Origin of the sequence: Streptococcus panodentis, assembly GCF_017884005.1 — a bacterium.
Lineage (GTDB): Bacteria > Bacillota > Bacilli > Lactobacillales > Streptococcaceae > Streptococcus > Streptococcus panodentis.
Map to the genome: position 1 here is coordinate 38,701 of NZ_QFAY01000004.1, position 19,238 is coordinate 57,938.

Consider the following 19,238-nt stretch of genomic DNA (forward strand, 5'->3'; position numbering starts at 1 on the left):
ATGGAAAATATTATTGAAGTAAACAAACTCAAATATAAGTATGACCGTGATTCTGAGGATTACATCTTAGACGATCTCACCTTTCAGGTCAAACAAGGGGAATGGCTGTCTATCGTTGGGCATAACGGCAGCGGCAAATCAACCACTGTCCGCCTGCTTGACGGACTGTTAGAAGCTGAAAGCGGCGAGATTAAAATTGCCGGAGAACAGCTGACTGCTGAGAATGTCTGGGAGAAACGACGTCATATCGGCATGGTTTTTCAAAATCCTGACAATCAGTTTGTCGGTGCAACTGTGGAAGATGATGTAGCCTTTGGTTTGGAGAATCAAGGATTAGACTACGCTGTCATGGCTGAACGGGTTCAGGAAGCTCTGGAGCTTGTCGGCATGCAGGATTTTAAGAACAGAGAGCCGGCCCGGCTGTCTGGCGGACAGAAACAGCGGGTTGCTATTGCCGGGGTTGTGGCTCTGAGACCGGACATTATCATTTTGGATGAAGCGACCAGCATGCTGGATCCGGAAGGCCGTCTGGAGCTGATTCAAACGGTGAAAACAATCAAGGACAGCAATCGCCTGACTGTGATTTCGATTACCCATGATTTGGATGAAATCGCTCTGAGTGACCGCGTGCTGGTCCTGAAAAAAGGCCGGGTGGAGTCCAGTGCTGCTCCCAGAGAGCTTTTCTCACGGCCTGATTTAGAAGATTTGGGCTTGGATCAGCCTTTTGTCAATCAGGTTAAGTCCGCTTTAAGTCAGTCCGGCTTTGCGCTGCCGGACGGCTATTTAACAGAAAAAGAATTGCAGGAACAGCTATGGGCATTGCTTTAAATCAGGTCAGTTATACTTATCAGGCTGGAACTCCTTTTGAAAGTCCAGCACTTTTTGAAGTTGATTTAGACATCAAAGACGGCTCTTACACGGCTCTTATCGGCCATACAGGCAGCGGCAAATCAACCATTCTCCAGCTTTTAAATGGCCTGCTGGTGCCCAGTCAGGGCAGTGTGCAGATAGATGATGTCACGATTACCGCTAAATCTGTCAACAAGGATATCAAACAGGTCCGCAAAAAAGTTGGCCTGGTTTTCCAGTTTGCTGAAAGCCAGGTTTTTGATGAGACTGTTTTAAAAGATGTGGCCTTTGGTCCGCAGAATTTTGGTGTTTCTAGGGAAGATGCGGAAGCTTTGGCGCGTGAGAAGCTGAAATTGGTCGGTATTTCTGAAGATTTATTTGAGCGCAGCCCTTTTGAGCTGTCCGGCGGTCAGATGCGGCGGGTTGCCATTGCAGGGATATTGGCTATGGAGCCGAATATATTGGTGCTGGACGAGCCGACGGCGGGGCTGGATCCTGCTGGACGCAAAGAACTGATGGCCATTTTTAGAGAACTGCACCGGTCAGGCATGACCATTGTGTTGGTGACTCATCTGATGGATGATGTGGCCAATTTTGCAGATACGGTCTATGTTCTGGATAAGGGACGGCTTGTCAAAAGCGGCTCTCCTGCTCAGGTTTTTCAGGATGTGGATTTTATGGAGGAGATTCAGCTGGGAGTTCCTAAGATTACCAAATTCGCCCAAGAATTGGCCAATAAAGGGATGAGTTTCCCTCATTACCCCATTACCATTGAAGAATTCAAGGAGATGCTGTATGGATAAACTGATTTTAGGCCGTTATATTCCGGGAAATTCGCTGATTCATCGGTTGGATCCCCGAAGCAAGCTGGTGGCCTTGTTTTTCTTTATTCTGCTCATTTTCTGGGCCAATAATCTGCTGACCAATCTGCTTCTTTTTGTTTTTGTCTTCAGTTTGCTGTTTCTGTCTAAGGTTCCCTTGAGTTTTTTCCTCAAGGGTATTCAGTCCATGATTTTTATCATTGCCTTTACGACCTTGTTTCAGCTCTTTCTGACTTCAGGCGGAAAAACCCTCTTCCAGTGGGGGTGGATCAGCATTACAGAAGCCGGCCTGGCTCAGGCTGGTATTATCTTCAGCCGCTTTGTTCTGATTATCTGTTTCTCAACTCTCTTGACCCTGACAACAACGCCTTTGAGTCTGTCTGATGCTGTTGAGTCCTTATTAAAGCCTTTGACAGTCTTCAAGGTTCCGGTGCATGAAATCGGCCTGATGCTGTCGATGAGTCTGCGGTTTGTTCCGACTTTGATGGATGATACGACTAGGATTATGAACGCTCAGCGGGCGCGCGGTGTTGATTTTGGGGAAGGAAGTATTCTGCAGAAGGTGAAATCTATTATTCCTATCCTCATTCCTCTTTTTGCTTCCAGTTTTAAACGCGCAGATGCCTTGGCTATCGCTATGGAGGCGCGCGGTTATAATGGTGGGGAGGGCAGAAGCCGCTATCGGCAGCTGTCTTGGAAAATGATAGATAATCTTGCTCTTTTAACTTTGCTTATTTTAGGAATTTTGCTTTATTTCCTAAAAAATAATTAGGAAAAAGATGTTTTTAAAGAATAGTATAAGTTAAGATTCCCTCCTTTTATGTGTTAAAAAATATATTTAGTAGAAAATGCCCCTAAAATACGTTTTTTGTGTTTAAATTCAATCTTATTGTAATCTTTGTCTTTGCATTGTAATGATTTGGTAATAAATTATCTGTAAGATAGTATTATCACCGAAAGGAGAAAGATTTTTTAATGAACAAAAAAACAACAAAATGGACTTTAACAGGGGCAGTTGCTGCAACAGCTTTATTTGCCACAGGCGCGGTTGTCAATGCAGAGACCTACACTGTTAAGGAAGGTGATACTTTATCAGCTATCGCTAATGAAAAAGATACGACTCTTGAAAAATTAGTAGAAATCAACAAGATTGCTGATCCAAATATTATTCGTGTTGGACAAATCTTAGAACTCGGAAATGGTGCACAGGCGACTCAAACAGCCGTAGAATCTGCCACCACTGCTGCAACTCCAAGTACAAATTATGCAGCACCGGCCGCAGATCCTTCAGCCGCAGCTTCTTCAGGAGTCGTACTCAGCAACGGAAATACTGCAGGAGCGACCGGTTCCTACGCAGCATCACGTATGGCAGAATTGACCGGTGTGCCAGCCTCAACTTGGGAAGCCATTATTGCTCGTGAATCCAATGGACAGGTTGATGCTTACAACGCTTCAGGTGCCAGCGGCCTTTTCCAAACGATGCCAGGCTGGGGATCAACTGCCACAGTTGACGATCAAATTCAGTCAGCTTACAGTGCCTACAATGCTCAAGGACTTTCAGCTTGGGGCTACTAAGATAAAAAAGAGGAACTGCCGCAGAGCAGTTCCTTTTATGTGTACGGGAGTCTGACATACTGTCATGTTTGGACCAGAATTGATAGAAGCTCTTGAGGACTGTCAACCAGCTTGTCCGCACCATACTCAATGAGTTCTGTCTGACTGCCAAAGCCCCATAGGACCCCCACCGTTGAGAGATCAACTTCCTTGCCGCCGATGATGTCAAATTTTGTGTCACCGACAATGACCGCCTCTTCAGGCGCAGCTTTGATTGTTTTCAGTGCTCGGCGCAGAACATCTGCTTTGTGGAATGAATCAGGCAGAGCGCCAAATATCTGCTCAAACTGCCGGTCGATACCGAGATTGGAGAGCAAGTCATGAGCAGTTGGTTCATTTTTACTGGTTGTTACAAAAATTTGGCAGCCAGCTTCGTTTAAGCGGCTCAGCAATTCTGGAATTCCCTCATAAAGGCGGACGCCATAGATTCCTTTTTCTTTGTAAAAGCTGCGGTAATGATGAATGGCTGCGGCTACTTGGTCAGCTTTAAGAACAGAAGCAAAGCTGACTTCCAAAGGAGGACCCATAAAACTTCTCAAAATCTTGTCATCTGGTGTTTCCTGATTAAGCTTTTTAAAGGCGTAATGAAAAGATTCCTTGATTCCCTGTGAACTGTCAACCAGTGTACCATCAAGATCAAAAAAAATGTATTTGAAATGCACCATGCTTTCTCCTTGTTTACTATGCTGTAAATCTTCTTGACAAATCTGTCAACCTTATTCGCCGAAAATTTCTTTTGACAAACGCCGTCCTGTCGGCGTAGTTGCCAGTCCTCCTTCAGCTGTTTCACGAAAGGCGGTTGGCAGACTTGACCCGACTTGGTACATAGCGTCAACGACTTCGTCAACGGGAATTTTTGATTCGATTCCTGCCAATGCCATATCTGCAGCCACAAAAGCATAACTGGCCCCCATAGCATTGCGCTTGACACAGGGAACTTCGACCAAACCGGCAACTGGGTCGCAAATCAGCCCCAGCATGTTTTTAATAACAAAACAGATGGCCTGGCTGGCTTGGTAAGGACTGCCTCCGGCGGCCAGCACTAAGGCTGCTGCGCTCATGGCAGAAGCTGAACCGACTTCAGCCTGACAGCCGCCTTCTGCTCCCGAAATGGAAGCGTTGTTGGCGATGACGAGTCCAAAGGCTCCGGCGGATAGTAAGAAATCGAGCTGTTGACTCTCATCCAGATCTAACTTTTCAATGGCTGAGGTGAGGACAGCTGGCAGACAGCCGGCACTTCCTGCGGTAGGGGTGGCACAGACCAGCCCCATTTTAGCATTATGCTCATTGACGGCAATGGCGTTTTTAGCAGCAGTCAGAATGGTATAGTCTGACAGCGATTTTCCTGATTGGATATAGCGATGCAATTTAGCAGCGTCGCCACCGGTCAGTCCGCTGCGCGATTTACTTTCATCCAGGCCGAGTAGGACGGAGGCTTTCATGACTTCCAGATTTCGCGTCATCAGTCTCAGAACTTCGTCTCTTTCTCTGCCGGTCAGCTCATATTCAGTAGCAATCATCAGCTCGGCAACATTGCCCTGAAAATCTAAATCGGCCTGTTCTACTAATTCTTTGATGGAATAAAACATATGCGCTCCTCTTATTTAAAGAAATTGACATTATGCAGGTGTGGAATGTTTTGAATTTCTTTGATAGCCTCTTCGCAGTTGCGGCTGTCAACCTCAATAATCATAATAGCTTTTTCCCCTGCTTGTTCCCGAGTGACATTCATCTGAGCGATGTTAATATCGTAGCGGGAAAGGGCCTCGGTCACATGGGCAATCATTCCCGGTACATCCTGATGGACAATGATAATAGTGGGCGTATTCATGCTGAGAGAAACAGAAAAGCCGTTAAGCTCGGTTACTTGGATATTGCCTCCGCCGATAGAAACTCCAGTTACACTGATGGTTTTGCGGTCATTTTTGACGGTAATCTTGGTTGTATTCGGATGTGGGGCATTGCTGTCTTTTTGAATGGTCCAGACAATCTTGATACCGCGCTTGTGGGCAATTTCCAGACTATTGGGGATATCAGGGTCGTCTGTATCCATACCCAGAATGCCGGCCACCAGTGCTAAGTCAGTCCCATGTCCCCGGTAAGTCTTGGCGAAAGAATTAAACAGCTGAAATTCAACTTCAGTCGGCTCATCATTAAAAATGGAGGAAACAATTTTCCCAATACGAACAGCACCGGCTGTGTGACTGCTTGACGGTCCAATCATCACTGGTCCGATAATGTCAAAAACGGATTGAAATCTTAATGAACTCATAGCAACTCCTTCATCTTATCTTCTTAGTTTATTATAACAAAGTTAAGGGCTTTCTGCTGATTTTTAAGTTAGAAAAAGTATGATATGGGAAGCACAAGGGTTAAAGCTTTTTTGATTAGACTTATTCGGAAACCGTATGTTGAGTCAGTTGGCCTTAAGCGGCCGGCCTATAAGCAACTAAGTCCGCCCTATCATTGCTAAAGGAAAAGACCGAGGGTCTTTCCTTTGCCTCCTAAGTTTAGAAAAGCTAAATTTAGCTTGACCACAGCTGCTGCTGCTTCTGTATCATCGCTTTCAAGAGAACATCACATGTTTTAGACAATCAAGCTGTTCTTTGCCTCATTTACTTAAAGCAGGCTTAAAACAAGTAAATACATGTCCTTCTTATTCTCTCCTACACACTGCTGTAATGTATTTAACCCAAGCAATAAAAATCTGTAATGATGAAAGCTTAAGATAGAAACATCACAGAAAAGGAGAATTCAATCATGAATGCACATTTAAAAAAGAAGAAACTGATAAAGGGCGGGCTGTTTAGTTTGGCAGCTGGCGCGGCCTTTCTGCTGCCGAATGCTGTCAGTGCAGACAGCTACACTGTAAAGTCCGGTGATACTCTTTCGGCTATTGCCAGCAGTCACCATACGACTGTTGATGCTATTGCTGCTAAGAATAAACTCAGCGATATCAATTTGATTGCAGTTGGGCAGGTCTTGGAGCTTGACTCGGCTGAAACAGCAGCAGCCCCTGCAGCAGAAACTCCGACAGCAACAGCGGCCTCTGAGATGGGAAGCAGTGCAGCAGATGCGAGTTCTGGTTTGAATGCCCAAGATGCCGAAGCCAAAGAATGGATTGCCCAAAAGGAATCCGGCGGAAGCTATACAGCACAGAATGGTCAATACTATGGGCGTTATCAGCTGACGATTACTTATTTGAACGGTGATTTATCTGAAGCAAATCAAGAAAAGGCAGCAAATGAATATGTGGTCAATCGTTATGGATCATGGACTGCTGCCAAGGATTTCTGGCTGGCAAACGGCTGGTATTAAAGAAAAGGAGGCGGTGGGACAGAACTAAATTTTTAAAAATTTAGTTCGTCGTCCCAGCCCCGCGAGGATGATTAGGAGCTTTTTGGAGTCTAAAAGACGAACAAAAAGTCCAATCAGCTACCGCGCCAAAAGTTTTTTACCAAAACAAAGCGAGACTGAAAGACTTTTGTCTCAGCCTCTTTTTGTTTGACAGTCCTGTAAATTATATTGACAGTTGATTGAGGGCAGCGACCTCTGCCAAAGAAAGACTGCTGCAGTTTTTATCTTTTAAATCCATACATTGTCAGCTTCGATTTGATAGCGGGGCAGTTTCTTGCGTCTGACTGCCTGCTTTGATTTCAATTTTCATTGAGTAGGACAGGGGCTGGATTGTCTTTGTTTGTTCTTCATATTTTTTCGTGCTATAATAGACCTTGCTCAAGCGACCTTCAATCGTTGAAAGCACAGCACGACCTTCAATCGTGACATAACGAAAAGATGGGAGAACACAATGAGTGATAACTCTAAAACCCGTGTCGTTGTCGGCATGAGTGGCGGTGTGGATTCATCAGTAACCGCTCTGCTCTTAAAGGAGCAGGGGTATGATGTGATTGGCATCTTCATGAAAAACTGGGACGACACAGACGAATTTGGTGTCTGCACGGCGACCGAAGACTACAAAGATGTAGCAGCTGTTGCAGATCAGATTGGCATTCCTTACTACTCTGTCAACTTTGAAAAAGAGTATTGGAATCGCGTTTTTGAATACTTTTTGGCAGAATACCGGGCTGGACGCACCCCTAATCCAGACGTGATGTGCAATAAGGAGATAAAGTTTAAAGCATTCCTTGACTATGCCATGACTTTGGGTGCTGACTATGTGGCTACAGGCCACTATGCTCAGGTCAAGCGGGATGAGGACGGGACTGTTCACATGCTGCGGGGCCGTGACGAGAATAAAGACCAGACTTACTTTCTCAGTCAGCTGTCACAGGAGCAGCTGCAAAAAACGATGTTTCCATTGGGACATTTGGAGAAGCCGGAAGTGCGGGCTATTGCTGAGAAAGCCGGTCTGGCAACAGCTAAAAAGAAAGATTCGACAGGCATCTGCTTTATTGGAGAGAAAAATTTCAAGGAATTCCTCGGCCAGTATTTGCCAGCACAAACTGGAAGGATGATGACCTTAGATGGCCGAGATATGGGCCAGCACGCTGGACTGATGTATTATACGATAGGGCAGCGGGGCGGTCTTGGTATCGGGGGCCAGCATGGCGGTGACAACGAGCCTTGGTTTGTGGTTGGTAAAGATTTAAGTCAGAATATTCTCTATGTCGGCCAAGGTTTTTACCATGACAACCTGATGTCAACCAGCCTTGACGCCAGTCAGGTGCATTTTACAAGAGAAATGCCAGAAGAGTTTACAATGGAATGCACGGCTAAATTTCGCTACCGTCAGCCGGATTCTAAGGTGACAGTAATTGTCAAGGGTGACAAGGCTACTGTAAACTTTGAGCAGCCGCAGCGGGCTGTGACGCCTGGACAGGCAGTCGTCTTCTATGATGGTCAAGAATGCTTGGGTGGCGGATTGATTGACAGGGCCTATAAAGATGAGAAGCTGTTACAGTACATTTAGATTGACAATTTCTCTCAATCTGCTAGAATAGATTTAGCAATACCTATGATGGTCAAAGCTCATGGATGCTGCAGGCTTTTTGTCCTGCACTTCTCGTGACTTGGCCTTTTTTGGTGAAGAAAATGGAATACTATAAGGAAAGAATATGACACACAAGTTTACTGAACATTATGATATTATCGTCATTGGTGCCGGTCATGCGGGAGTGGAAGCATCCTTGGCTGCCAGCCGCATGGGCTGCAAGGTGCTGCTTGCGACCATTAATATTGAGATGCTGGCCTTTATGCCCTGCAATCCATCTATCGGCGGTTCTGCCAAGGGAATTGTTGTTCGGGAGGTGGATGCTCTGGGCGGCGAAATGGCTAAGAATATTGACAAGACTTATATTCAGATGAAGATGCTCAATACAGGCAAGGGACCGGCGGTTCGCGCTCTGCGGGCTCAGGCTGACAAGGAACTTTACTCCAAAGAAATGCGCAAGACAGTTGAAAATCAGGAAAATCTGACCCTGCGCCAAACCATGATTGATGAAATTTTGGTAGAGGACGGTCAGGTGGTTGGGGTTAAGACCGCAACACATCAGAAATATGCTGCTCAGGCTGTCATTGTCACAACGGGTACGGCTCTGCGGGGTGAAATTATCATCGGAGACCTCAAATATTCTTCTGGTCCCAACCACAGTCTGGCTTCGATTGCCTTGGCAGATAATTTACGTGATTTAGGCCTTGAAATCGGGCGTTTCAAGACCGGGACACCGCCTCGTGTAAAGGCATCGTCAATCAATTATGATGTGACAGAAATTCAGCCAGGCGATGAAAAAGCCAATCATTTTTCCTATACTTCTCGGGATGAAGATTACCTTAAAGATCAGGTTCCTTGCTGGCTGACTTACACCAATGCGGAAAGCCATGAGATTATCCAGAATAATCTTCATCGGGCTCCTATGTTTACAGGTGTTGTCAAGGGTGTGGGGCCGCGCTACTGCCCGTCTATTGAGGATAAGATTGTCCGCTTTGCCGATAAGGAGCGCCATCAGCTTTTCTTGGAGCCAGAAGGCCGCAATACAGAGGAAGTCTATGTACAGGGGCTGTCAACCAGCCTGCCGGAAGATGTGCAGAAGGACTTGGTTCATTCGATTAAGGGGTTGGAAAAGGCGGAGATGATGCGAACCGGCTATGCCATTGAGTATGACATGGTTCTGCCTCATCAGCTGCGGGCAACTTTGGAAACCAAGAAGATTTCCGGCCTTTTCACAGCTGGGCAGACCAATGGTACTTCAGGATATGAAGAAGCAGCTGGTCAGGGAATTATCGCAGGAATTAACGCGGCTTTGAAAATTCAAGGCAAGCCAGAGCTCATTCTCAAGCGCAGCGACGGCTATATCGGCGTTATGATTGATGATTTGGTGACCAAGGGAACAGTTGAGCCTTACCGTCTCTTGACCAGTCGGGCTGAGTACCGCCTGATTCTCCGTCATGATAATGCAGATATGCGTCTGACAGAGATGGGACGGGCCATTGGCTTGGTAGATGACGAGCGCTGGAACCGTTTTGAAGTGAAGAAAAATCAATTTGACAATGAGATGAAACGATTGGATACAATCAAGCTGAAACCAATCAAGGAAACCAATGCTAAAGTGGAAGCACTTGGCTTTAAGCCTCTGACAGATGCGGTGACGGCCAAGGAATTCCTGCGCCGGCCGGAAGTTTCCTATCAGGATGTAGTTGCTTTTGTCGGTCCAGCAGCAGAGGATTTGGATGAGAAAGTCATTGAGCTGATAGAGACGGAAATCAAGTATGAAGGGTACATCTCTAAGGCTCTGGATCAGGTGGATAAGATGAAGCGAATGGAAGAAAAACGGATTCCCGCCAATATTGACTGGGATGACATTGATTCCATTGCGACAGAAGCCCGTCAGAAGTTTAAGAAAATCAATCCAGAAACCATTGGCCAGGCAAGCCGAATCTCTGGTGTCAATCCGGCTGATATTTCTATTCTTATGGTTTACTTAGAAGGCAGGACGAGGAGCATTTCCAAAAAGCAATGAGCATTGCAAAGTGAGAAGGTACAGGAAGGGACATTCCTGACCTTTTTCTTTGTTTACAGGTTTGTAAAGTTATTATAAGTTTTAACAAGGTACTGAATCCTATTGTTAAGCGAATTTGGCTTTTATTTATATTTATATGTTTGCTTTCTTTTTACAAAACTGTAAAGTATTTGCGGTAGTGGAAGTAGGGGATTCAGGCTGGCTTTTTTTAAAAATCAGCAGCGGATGCAGCCATAGAAGTGACAGGGTTTGCGAGGTCGTTTTCAGAGTAGGAGGAATTCGCTTTTTTCTGGGATTTATGGTAAAATGGCGGAATAAGAGGTCTATGATGAAAAAATTTCGTTTTGCCCCTATTCATTTACTGATGGCGGGCGTCATTTCTTTTATAATATTGGTTATCTGTCTGCGCCTGTTCGGTGATAGTTTTGCCATGCTGGCAGCTCTCTTTGTTGTGCTCGCCCTTCTGGTTCTGTTTTTTATCCAGCAGCAGAGAGTGTCTGAGCTGGATGAGATTGAGCAGATCCATTATGTCAATCATCAGGCAGAAGGGAGTCTGGCTTCTCTGCTGGATAAGATGCCGGTCGGTGTGATCAAGATCAGCGAGGAAAACGGAGATGTAGAATGGTTTAATCCTTATGCAGAGCTTATTTTCACAACGGAAGATGGAGATTTTGATGCTGACTTACTGCAGAATATCATGCAGACAGCTTATTCAGATACTGGCCATTATGCGACTGTCGGTGACAAGAAATACTCTGTTTATTTGGATCAGGCTTCGGGTGTCTTTTACTTTTTTGATGCGTCCAATGAATACGAGGCAACGGTCGGTCTGGTGACTACGCGGCCGGTCATCGGCATCATCTCGGTGGATAACTACGATGATCTGGAAGATGTGGTATCAGATACGGACATCAGCCATATCAACAGTTTTGTGGCTAATTTTGTGGCTGAATTTGCAGAGCAGTTTCGGATGTTTTACCGCCGGGTCGGCATGGATCGCTTCTATCTCTTTACGGACTATACGGTTTTGGACCAGCTCATGGAAAATAAGTTTTCGATTATCGATCAATTCCGGAAAGAGGCACAAAACCGTGAGCTGCCCCTGACGCTCAGCATGGGCTTTTCCTATGGTGACGGCAATCATGACGAAATCGGGAAAACGGCCCTTCTCAATCTCAACCTAGCTGAAGTACGCGGCGGCGACCAAGCCGTTGTCAGAGAAAACGATGAAGCAAAGAATCCAGTCTATTTTGGCGGGGGAACAGCTGCATCGGTCAAACGCACGCGCACCCGAACCCGGGCTATGATGACGGCTATTTCTGATAAGATTAAAAGTGTTGATCAGGTCTTTGTGGTCGGCCATAGAAATCTGGATATGGATGCATTGGGAGCTTCGCTGGGCATGCAACTCTTTGCCAGCAATATAATTGATCAGGCTTATGTCGTCTATGATCCTGCACAGATGGCGGCGGATATTGAGCGGGCCGTTCATAAGCTGGAGTCGGAAGGTGCTGATTACTTACTGCCCCTGCAGACAGCAGCCAGTATGGTGACCAGCCGCTCGCTTCTGATCATGGTGGATCATTCTAAGACGGCTCTGACCCTATCCAAAGAATTCTTTGATCAGTTCAGTCAGACCATAGTTGTTGACCACCATCGCCGGGATGAGGATTTTCCGGGAAATGCGGTTATTGCCTATATCGAAAGCGGCGCCAGCAGTGCCAGCGAATTGGTAACGGAGCTGATTCAGTTCCAGAATTCTAAGAAAAACCGCCTCAGCAAAATGCAGGCCAGCATTCTTATGGCGGGAATTATGCTGGACACCAAGGGCTTCTCGGCCCGCGTGACCAGCCGGACCTTTGATGTAGCCAGCTATCTGCGGACCCGCGGCAGCGACAGCGTGGTGATTCAGGATATTTCAGCGACCAATTTTGAAGAATACCGAGCCGTCAATGAGCTGATTTTAAACGGCAGGAAGATTCTGCCTAATGTCATTGTGGCAGCGGGGCCTGAGGAAAATACCTACGACACGGTTGTTATCAGCAAGGCAGCAGATACCATGCTGTCCATGTCGGGGATTGAAGCAACATTTGTGGTCAGCCGAAACACCAAGGGCTATGTGTCCATTTCAGCGCGCAGCCGCAGCAAGATTAATGTGCAGCGGATTATGGAAAAACTAGGCGGAGGCGGTCACTTTAACTTAGCAGCGGCTCAGATTGAAGGGCATTCGGTTGCTGAGGTTGTTCAGACGCTGAATCAGGAAATTATGGACCAAGTCATCAAAGATGAAGTAATGATAGATGAGGAGAAAAAAACATGAAAGTCATTTTTTTAGCAGATGTTAAAGGCAAGGGCAAAAAAGGAGAAATCAAGGAAGTACCGACTGGCTATGCCCAGAATTTCCTGATTAAGAAGAAACTGGCCAAGGAAGCTACAGCGCAGGCGGTCGGTGAGCTGCGAGGCAAGCAGAAATCCGAAGAAAAGGCGCATGCTGAACTGGTGGCCGAAGCTAAAATCATTCAGGCTAAGCTGGAAGCAGAAGCAACGCTGGTCGAATTTACAGAAAAAGTCGGACCAGACGGCCGGACCTTCGGTTCTATCACCAGCAAGAAGATTTCTGAAGAGCTGCAAAAGCAATTTGGGATTAAGATTGACAAACGCAATATCAAGCTGGATTCACCGATTCGCTCGCTTGGTTTAATTGATGTCCCTGTAAAGATTTATCAGGATGTGAGCGGTGTTATTAACTTGCGGGTCAAGGAAGGCTGAGGCTGACTGTGAAGGAAGGAACGATCTATGGCAGAGATTGATGAACTGCGAGCCCAGCCTCAGGATATTTTGGCAGAACAGTCTGTTTTGGGGGCTATTTTCATTGATGAAAGCAAGCTAGTCTTTGTTCGTGAGTATATCGAACCGGCGGACTTTTTTAAGTATGCCAACCGTCTGATTTTTAAGGCCATGATTGATTTGGCTGATCGAGGGGATGCCATCGATGCGACAACGGTCCGCAATATTTTGGACAGCCAGAGCGATTTGCAGAATATCGGCGGCCTCAGCTACTTGGTTGAGGTTGTGAATTCTGTACCGACCTCTGCCAATGCGGAATACTATGCCAAAATCGTTGCGGAGAAGGCTATTCTGCGCCGTCTGATTTCACGTCTGACTGAGTCAATCAACCAGGCTTATGATGGTGACCGGCTGTCTGAAGAGATCATTGCAGGTGCGGAGAAGGCTCTGATTGATGTCAGTGAAACAGCTAACCGCAGCGGGTTTAAGAATATCCGGGATATTTTAAATCTGAACTTTGGCAATCTGGAGGCGCGTTCCCAGCAGACATCGGATATTACGGGAATTGCGACCGGCTACCGGGAACTAGATAAGATGACGACGGGGCTTCATGAGGAAGAGCTGATTATTTTGGCGGCCCGTCCGGCTGTCGGAAAGACAGCTTTTGCCCTCAATATCGCCCAAAATATCGGGACCAAACTGGATAAAACCGTTGCCATCTTCTCTCTGGAAATGGGAGCGGAGAGCTTGGTAGACCGGATGCTGGCTTCGGAAGGGGTGATTAACTCTCACTCTATCCGTACGGGTCAGCTGACGGATGAAGAATGGCAGAAATACACGATTGCAACGGCCAATCTGGCCAATGCCAGCATTTACATTGATGATACGCCGGGGATTCGGATTACGGAGATTCGTTCGCGGGCCCGCAAGCTGGCTCAGGAGACCGGAAATCTGGGGCTGGTTTTGATTGACTATCTGCAGCTCATCACTGGTACCGGCCGGGAAAACCGCCAGCAGGAGGTTTCGGAAATTTCCCGTCAGCTGAAAATTTTGGCCAAGGAGCTGAAAGTCCCAGTGATTGCCCTCAGTCAGCTGTCGCGGGGTGTGGAGCAGCGGCAGGACAAGCGGCCGGTGCTGTCAGATATTCGGGAGTCGGGATCCATTGAGCAGGATGCGGATATTGTCGCCTTTCTCTACCGAGATGATTACTATGACCGGGCCGGTGAGGAGGAAGAAGGCATTCCCAATAATAAGGTGGAAGTGATTATTGAGAAGAACCGGAGCGGTGCGCGTGGTACGGTGGAGCTGATTTTCCAGAAAGAGTACAATAAGTTTTCAAGTATTTCTAAAAGAGAGGAAGGATAAAGATGAGTGATGCATTTACAGATGTAGCAAAGATGAAAAAAATCAAAGAGGACATCAAAGCCCATGAGGGGCAGGTTGTTGAGATGACCTTAGAAAACGGCCGTAAACGGCAGAAAAGCAAGCAAGGCCGGCTGATTGAGGTTTATCCGTCTTTGTTTATCGTTGAGTATTCCAATGACGGCGGCCAGCCGGGTGAAATCAGCAACTCCTATGTGGAGTCCTACACTTATTCTGACATTTTAACGGAGAAAAATTTAATCCGTTATTTTGACGAAGACTAAAAAAATTCCAGAATTTCTTTTTCTGGGATTTTTTCTTACCAGCGTTCGGAAATGAATCGCCCCTCTCTTTTTTTGCAGTAGATTTGTTCAGAAACGTTGCCTTGAATCAGTTTGCCTTAAGCGGCCGGCATGTCAGACTCTTCGAACCTCCCTTTAAACCATAGCAGCGTCTTCTTGCACTGACAGTCCGGGAGAATTAAGGACATATGGGGTTATAGTAGAACGAGTATCACTGCTCAAGGAAAGCAAGAGAGAAGTGCCATTCATTTCCGAACAGGTTTGCTCTGAAAATGCTATAATAGACTTAATCGGAAACGAATGCTTACTCTTACTTTTGCTTTCCTTGAATAGTGAGAAACAGAGGACAAAATCGTCTCTTATAGTCTTTTGGTTTGCTTTTAGTAGCGAAACTGTCTGGGTGACAGTTTCAGCCTATCGCTTTGAAATCCGAACATGACTAATGAAGACAGGTACAGACTAAGAAGATTGAGGAAAAAGACGGGAGGCAGCCATGATTAAAAATTTGGTGTTTGATTTAGGAAATGTGCTGATTGAGTGGAATCCTGCCAAAATTTTGACTTATTTTGCGGCAGATGAGGAGGACCGTGAAAGAGTCAGGGAAGCAGTCTTTGATTCGGGGCTTTGGGCCAGGACCGACAGCGGGGAGCTGAGTCTGGAGGAGGCCAGCCGGACAGCCTCTGCTTTGCTTCCGCCGGAGCTAGCCTCTGCCGTCCAAAATATCTTTTATCACTGGTATGAGGTGGTAGCTGTTTATCAGGATCTGCAGAAGAAGATTGAGGCTTGGTCTCAGCAGGGCTATCGAATTTACATCCTCTCTACTACCTGCGAGATTTTTTACCACATTGAAAAAGCGGGACTCCTGCCCATCTATCCCCTCCTGTCGGGTTATATCCTGTCTTCTGAGGTGGGGGCTGTCAAGCCTGACAGGGAGATCTATCTGGAGCTTTTAGAAAAATATCATCTCCAGGCTGAGGAATGTGTCTTTATTGATGATATTGAGGCCAATCTGGAGACAGCGGCGGATTTGGGCTTTGCAACTATCCTAGCCAAGAGCGAGGCGGAGAATATTTGGTCTTTGGAAGCGCTGCTGGCCGTCCAAGGAGAATTCCAAAGCTCAGATAAAAGTTCTGACCTTGACTTTTTGCCATGATTGCGCTATCATAAAGACAATTCAATAGGGGAGTCTGTGTACAGTCTGAGAGGAAGTGTAAGCTTCGACCGCACCTGATCTGGGTAATGCCAGCGTAGGAATTCAGCAAGATGTCAGCTTTTTTGTGCACCCTTTCCCGATTGGAAAGGGTGTTTTTAGTACGACATGCTGCCGTGCATCTGATACTCAATGAAAATCAGCTTTCATCCTCTTCGGAAATCAAAACCAATCGCCGTCCGTTTCGACTTGCTTCAACAGTCTGAGAGGCTCTTGAAGGCGGCGGATAAAATTTCTGTAAGGAAGTGTCATCTTAGGTTTTCAAATGTAAAAACGAAACTAAATGTCAATAAGTACAAGGAGGTAAGGAAATGCGTGCTAGTATTGCTTTACAGATACTGCCTTTAGGAGCTCAGGAAAACCGTTTGGCGGTTATTGAGGAAGTGATTGATTTTCTGCAAAAGCAGCCAGTTAAACAGCTTGTAACGCCTTTTGAGACGGTTCTGGAGGGAGAGTGGGAAGAGTTGTTCCCCCTTTTGCAGCAGGCGGTGGAGATTGCTGGGGCTCAGGCAGATACTGTCTTTGCCAATGTAAAAATTAATTACGGAGAGATTTTGTCCATTGATGAAAAACTTGAAAAATATACTGCGGCAGCAGATTAGTTTATTGGGCATGCTGGGCATTTTGGTCCTTTGGCAGCTGGCGGGTTTGCTGCATCTGCTGCCTAAGTTTATTTTGCCGACGCCGCTGGAAATCCTGCAGGCCTTTGTCCGCGATGCGGGGCTCCTTGCCTTTCACAGCTGGGCGACCTTAAAAGTGGCGCTGCTGGGTTTGGTTTTAGGGGTCGTTCTTGCCTGTCTGCTGGCGCTGCTCATGGACAGCCTGCTCTGGCTCAATGATTTGATTTATCCCATGATGGTGGTGGTACAGACCATTCCGACCATTGCCTTGGCGCCCATTTTGGTCCTTTGGCTGGGCTATGGGATTCTGCCTAAAATTGTTCTCATTATCCTGACGGTGACGTTTCCGATTATCGTCAGCATTCTGGATGGTTTCAGGCATTGCGACCGGGATATTTTGACCCTTTTTGAGCTGATGCAGGCCAATCGCTGGCAGCTGCTTTGGCATTTTAAAATCCCGGCTTCCCTGTCTTACTTTTATGCCGGCCTGCGGGTCAGTGTCTCCTATGCCTTTGTTACAACGGTCGTTTCCGAATGGCTGGGCGGTTTTGAGGGACTGGGAGTCTATATGATTCAGTCAAAAAAGCTCTTTCAGTACGACACCATGTTTGCCATTATTATCTTGGTCTCGGCAATCAGCCTTCTGGGTATGAAGCTGGTGGATGTCAGTGAAAAATATGTGATGAAATGGAAGTAGGAGCTCTGCTCAGCTATTTTACAAAAAAGAAAAGAGGTTCATAATGAAAAAAATGTATCAATGCTTACTGGCAGGCTTAGCTGCCTTAGCTATCCTAGGCTTAGCTGCTTGCAGTCAGAGTCAGTCAGGGTCAGAGTCTGCCGGCAAGGATAAAAAGATTGATTTTATCTTAGACTGGTCGCCCAATACCAACCATACGGGCCTGTATGTGGCCAAGGAAAAAGGCTATTTCAAGGATGCAGGGGTTGATGTGGATATTAAGCTGCCGCCTGAGGACAGCACGTCTGACCTGATTATCAACGGCAAGGCGCCTTTTGGTATTTATTTTCAGGACTCTATGGCCAAGAAATTGGACAAAGGAGCAGAGATTACAGCTGTAGCGGCTATTGTCGAGCACAATACTTCGGGGATTATTTCTAAAAAATCTGCCGGCATTACCGAGCCTAAGGACTTGGTCGGCAGGAAATACGGAACCTGGAACGATCCCGTGGAGTTGGGGATGCTCAAGACCTTGGTGGAGAGTCAGGGTGCGGACTTTGAAAAGGTGGAAAAGGTGCCTAATAATGACTCCAACTCCATTACACCGATTGAGAATGGCCTCTTTGATGCGGCCTGGATTTACCATGGATGGGACGGCATTATGGCTCAGTCTCAGGGCATGGAGACCAATTTTTTCTACATGAAGGACTATGTCAAGGAATTTGACTACTATTCACCAGTCATTATCGCGAACAATGATTACCTGAAGAAGAATCCTGAGGAAGCTAAAAAGGTGCTGCAGGCTATCAAAAAGGGCTACCAGTATGCCATGGAGCATCCGGAAGAAGCGGCTGATATGCTGATAAAGAATGCACCGGAGCTGCAAAGCAAGCGGGACTTTGTCATCGAATCGCAGCAATACCTGTCCCAGCAGTATGCATCTGATAAGGACAAGTGGGGGCAGTTTGAGGCCGGGCGCTGGAATGCCTTTTACAGCTGGGCCAAGGACCAGGGAATAGTCGAAAATGACCTGAGCAACAAAGGATTTAGCAACGATTTTATAAAAGAATGACAGAAATTAAACTTGAAAAGGTAAGCTATGCTTACGAGGAGCAGCAGATTTTAAAGGATATCAGTCTGGAGGTCCAAACTGGTCAGGTGGTGGCTATTTTAGGCCCCAGCGGTGTGGGAAAGACGACACTTTTCAATCTGATTGCCGGGATTTTGCCTCTGCAGTCTGGCAGAATCATGTTAGACGGCGAGGACAATCCCAAGGGCCGGGTCAGCTATATGCTGCAAAAAGACCTGCTTTTGGAGCATAAGACTGTTCTGGGCAATGTCATGCTGCCCCTCCTGATTAAAAAGGCAGCCAAGAAAGAAGCGGTTGAGCGGGCGGAGGCTATTCTGCGGGAATTTGGCCTTTATGAAGTGGCGAATCAGTATCCGCATGAGCTGAGCGGGGGCATGCGCCAGCGCGTGGCCCTGCTGCGGACCTATCTGTTTGGCCACAAGCTTTTCCTGCTGGATGAGGCCTTCAGCGCGCTGGATGAGCTGACCAAGATGGAACTGCATGCTTGGTATCTGGATATTCACCGCAGGCTGGGCCTGACCACCCTCCTCATCACCCACAGTATCGAGGAGGCGCTGGCTCTCAGCGACCGCATCTATATTCTGAAAAACCGGCCCGGCCAGCTGGTGGCGGAGCTGCAGCTGGACTGGTCTGGCCAGAAAGACAAGGAGCTGAAGAAACTGGCCTATAAGCAGGAAATTTTGAGGATTTTGGGGGTTAAATCTTAGAACCTGCCTGAATAAATCATCTCACTGTATTAACATCTCTGTTAGCGCCACTCGGCCTTACAGAATCTAAAAATACATCTGCTTTTCCTGTGAAATACTGTCTGGATTGGCACTAGCATACTCCTCAATCTGTCCAACTGATCTTTATGCCTATAGATTCTTAGAATGAATCGATAGGAATGTTGATTTTTAAAAATTTTTATACTAAAATGGCGGTGTCAAC

19 protein-coding genes are annotated in these 19,238 nt (G+C 46.6%); 16 read left to right on the top strand and 3 right to left on the bottom strand.

Features of this window, described 5'->3' with window-relative positions; all coding sequences use genetic code 11:
• From DHL47_RS02610 to DHL47_RS02625, 4 genes are all read left to right on the top strand, one after another.
• Positions 1-828 (top strand): energy-coupling factor ABC transporter ATP-binding protein, encoded by an 828-nt coding sequence (locus tag DHL47_RS02610; protein WP_164828349.1) that lies wholly within the window; start codon positions 1-3, stop codon positions 826-828.
• Positions 813-1,652, top strand: coding sequence for an energy-coupling factor ABC transporter ATP-binding protein (locus tag DHL47_RS02615; RefSeq protein ID WP_128835224.1), 840 nt, complete (start codon positions 813-815; stop codon positions 1,650-1,652). Before DHL47_RS02610 ends, DHL47_RS02615 begins: the two co-directional genes overlap by 16 nt.
• Entirely contained in the window at positions 1,645-2,442 is a 798-nt protein-coding gene (locus DHL47_RS02620) for an energy-coupling factor transporter transmembrane component T family protein (protein ID WP_128835222.1), read from the top strand. Before DHL47_RS02615 ends, DHL47_RS02620 begins: the two co-directional genes overlap by 8 nt.
• Positions 2,443-2,645: 203 nt before the next feature.
• The gene (locus DHL47_RS02625) at positions 2,646-3,245 is read left to right on the top strand and encodes a LysM peptidoglycan-binding domain-containing protein (protein ID WP_128835220.1); all 600 of its coding nucleotides are present in this window, start codon (positions 2,646-2,648) and stop codon (positions 3,243-3,245) included.
• Positions 3,246-3,307: 62 nt separating this feature from the next.
• Here DHL47_RS02625 and DHL47_RS02630 read toward each other — a convergent pair whose 3' ends face one another.
• The 3 genes from DHL47_RS02630 to sdaAB are packed head-to-tail and all read right to left on the bottom strand — an operon-like array spanning position 3,308 to position 5,556.
• Positions 3,308-3,949, bottom strand: coding sequence for an HAD hydrolase-like protein (locus DHL47_RS02630; RefSeq protein ID WP_209550800.1), 642 nt, complete (start codon positions 3,947-3,949; stop codon positions 3,308-3,310).
• Between the two features lie 51 nt (positions 3,950-4,000).
• Positions 4,001-4,873, bottom strand: a complete 873-nt coding sequence (gene sdaAA, locus DHL47_RS02635) for an L-serine ammonia-lyase, iron-sulfur-dependent, subunit alpha (RefSeq protein WP_209550801.1) — start codon at positions 4,871-4,873, stop codon at positions 4,001-4,003.
• Positions 4,874-4,884: 11 nt separating this feature from the next.
• Complete coding sequence (gene sdaAB, locus DHL47_RS02640) at positions 4,885-5,556, bottom strand: L-serine ammonia-lyase, iron-sulfur-dependent subunit beta (RefSeq protein WP_128835216.1); 672 nt, start codon at positions 5,554-5,556, stop codon at positions 4,885-4,887.
• A gap of 488 nt (positions 5,557-6,044) precedes the next feature.
• Between sdaAB and apf the strand changes: the two genes are divergently transcribed.
• From apf to DHL47_RS02700, 12 genes are all read left to right on the top strand, one after another.
• The gene (gene apf, locus DHL47_RS02645) at positions 6,045-6,602 is read left to right on the top strand and encodes an aggregation-promoting factor (protein WP_128835214.1); all 558 of its coding nucleotides are present in this window, start codon (positions 6,045-6,047) and stop codon (positions 6,600-6,602) included.
• Between the two features lie 466 nt (positions 6,603-7,068).
• A complete protein-coding gene (mnmA, locus tag DHL47_RS02650; protein ID WP_277592697.1) occupies positions 7,069-8,214 on the top strand; it encodes a tRNA 2-thiouridine(34) synthase MnmA in 1,146 nt (381 codons plus the stop codon).
• A 145-nt stretch (positions 8,215-8,359) separates the two neighbouring features.
• The gene (gene mnmG / locus DHL47_RS02655; RefSeq protein WP_209550802.1) at positions 8,360-10,261 is read left to right on the top strand and encodes a tRNA uridine-5-carboxymethylaminomethyl(34) synthesis enzyme MnmG; all 1,902 of its coding nucleotides are present in this window, start codon (positions 8,360-8,362) and stop codon (positions 10,259-10,261) included.
• A gap of 328 nt (positions 10,262-10,589) precedes the next feature.
• Entirely contained in the window at positions 10,590-12,581 is a 1,992-nt protein-coding gene (locus DHL47_RS02660) for a GGDEF domain-containing protein (RefSeq protein WP_476756100.1), read from the top strand.
• On the top strand, positions 12,578-13,030 hold the full coding sequence (gene rplI / locus DHL47_RS02665; RefSeq protein ID WP_128835206.1) for a 50S ribosomal protein L9: 453 nt from the start codon (positions 12,578-12,580) through the stop codon (positions 13,028-13,030). The genes DHL47_RS02660 and rplI overlap by 4 nt, the downstream gene beginning before the upstream one ends.
• Before the next feature lie 27 nt (positions 13,031-13,057).
• Complete coding sequence (gene dnaB, locus DHL47_RS02670) at positions 13,058-14,413, top strand: replicative DNA helicase (RefSeq protein ID WP_128835204.1); 1,356 nt, start codon at positions 13,058-13,060, stop codon at positions 14,411-14,413.
• 2 nt (positions 14,414-14,415) lie between these two features.
• Positions 14,416-14,694 carry a Veg family protein gene (locus tag DHL47_RS02675; RefSeq protein ID WP_128835202.1) on the top strand — a complete coding sequence of 93 codons (279 nt, stop codon included), beginning with the start codon at positions 14,416-14,418 and terminating at the stop codon, positions 14,692-14,694.
• Positions 14,695-15,205: 511 nt separating this feature from the next.
• On the top strand, positions 15,206-15,865 hold the full coding sequence (locus DHL47_RS02680; protein WP_209550804.1) for an HAD family hydrolase: 660 nt from the start codon (positions 15,206-15,208) through the stop codon (positions 15,863-15,865).
• Positions 15,866-16,233: 368 nt separating this feature from the next.
• Positions 16,234-16,524: a thiamine-binding protein gene (locus tag DHL47_RS02685; RefSeq protein WP_128835198.1), complete on the top strand. Its 291-nt coding sequence runs from the start codon at positions 16,234-16,236 to the stop codon at positions 16,522-16,524.
• On the top strand, positions 16,487-17,239 hold the full coding sequence (locus tag DHL47_RS02690; RefSeq protein WP_128835196.1) for an ABC transporter permease: 753 nt from the start codon (positions 16,487-16,489) through the stop codon (positions 17,237-17,239). Before DHL47_RS02685 ends, DHL47_RS02690 begins: the two co-directional genes overlap by 38 nt.
• A gap of 43 nt (positions 17,240-17,282) precedes the next feature.
• Positions 17,283-18,290: an ABC transporter substrate-binding protein gene (locus DHL47_RS02695; protein WP_164828348.1), complete on the top strand. Its 1,008-nt coding sequence runs from the start codon at positions 17,283-17,285 to the stop codon at positions 18,288-18,290.
• Positions 18,287-19,015 carry an ABC transporter ATP-binding protein gene (locus DHL47_RS02700; RefSeq protein WP_209550805.1) on the top strand — a complete coding sequence of 243 codons (729 nt, stop codon included), beginning with the start codon at positions 18,287-18,289 and terminating at the stop codon, positions 19,013-19,015. The genes DHL47_RS02695 and DHL47_RS02700 overlap by 4 nt, the downstream gene beginning before the upstream one ends.
• Positions 19,016-19,238 lie beyond the last annotated feature (223 nt).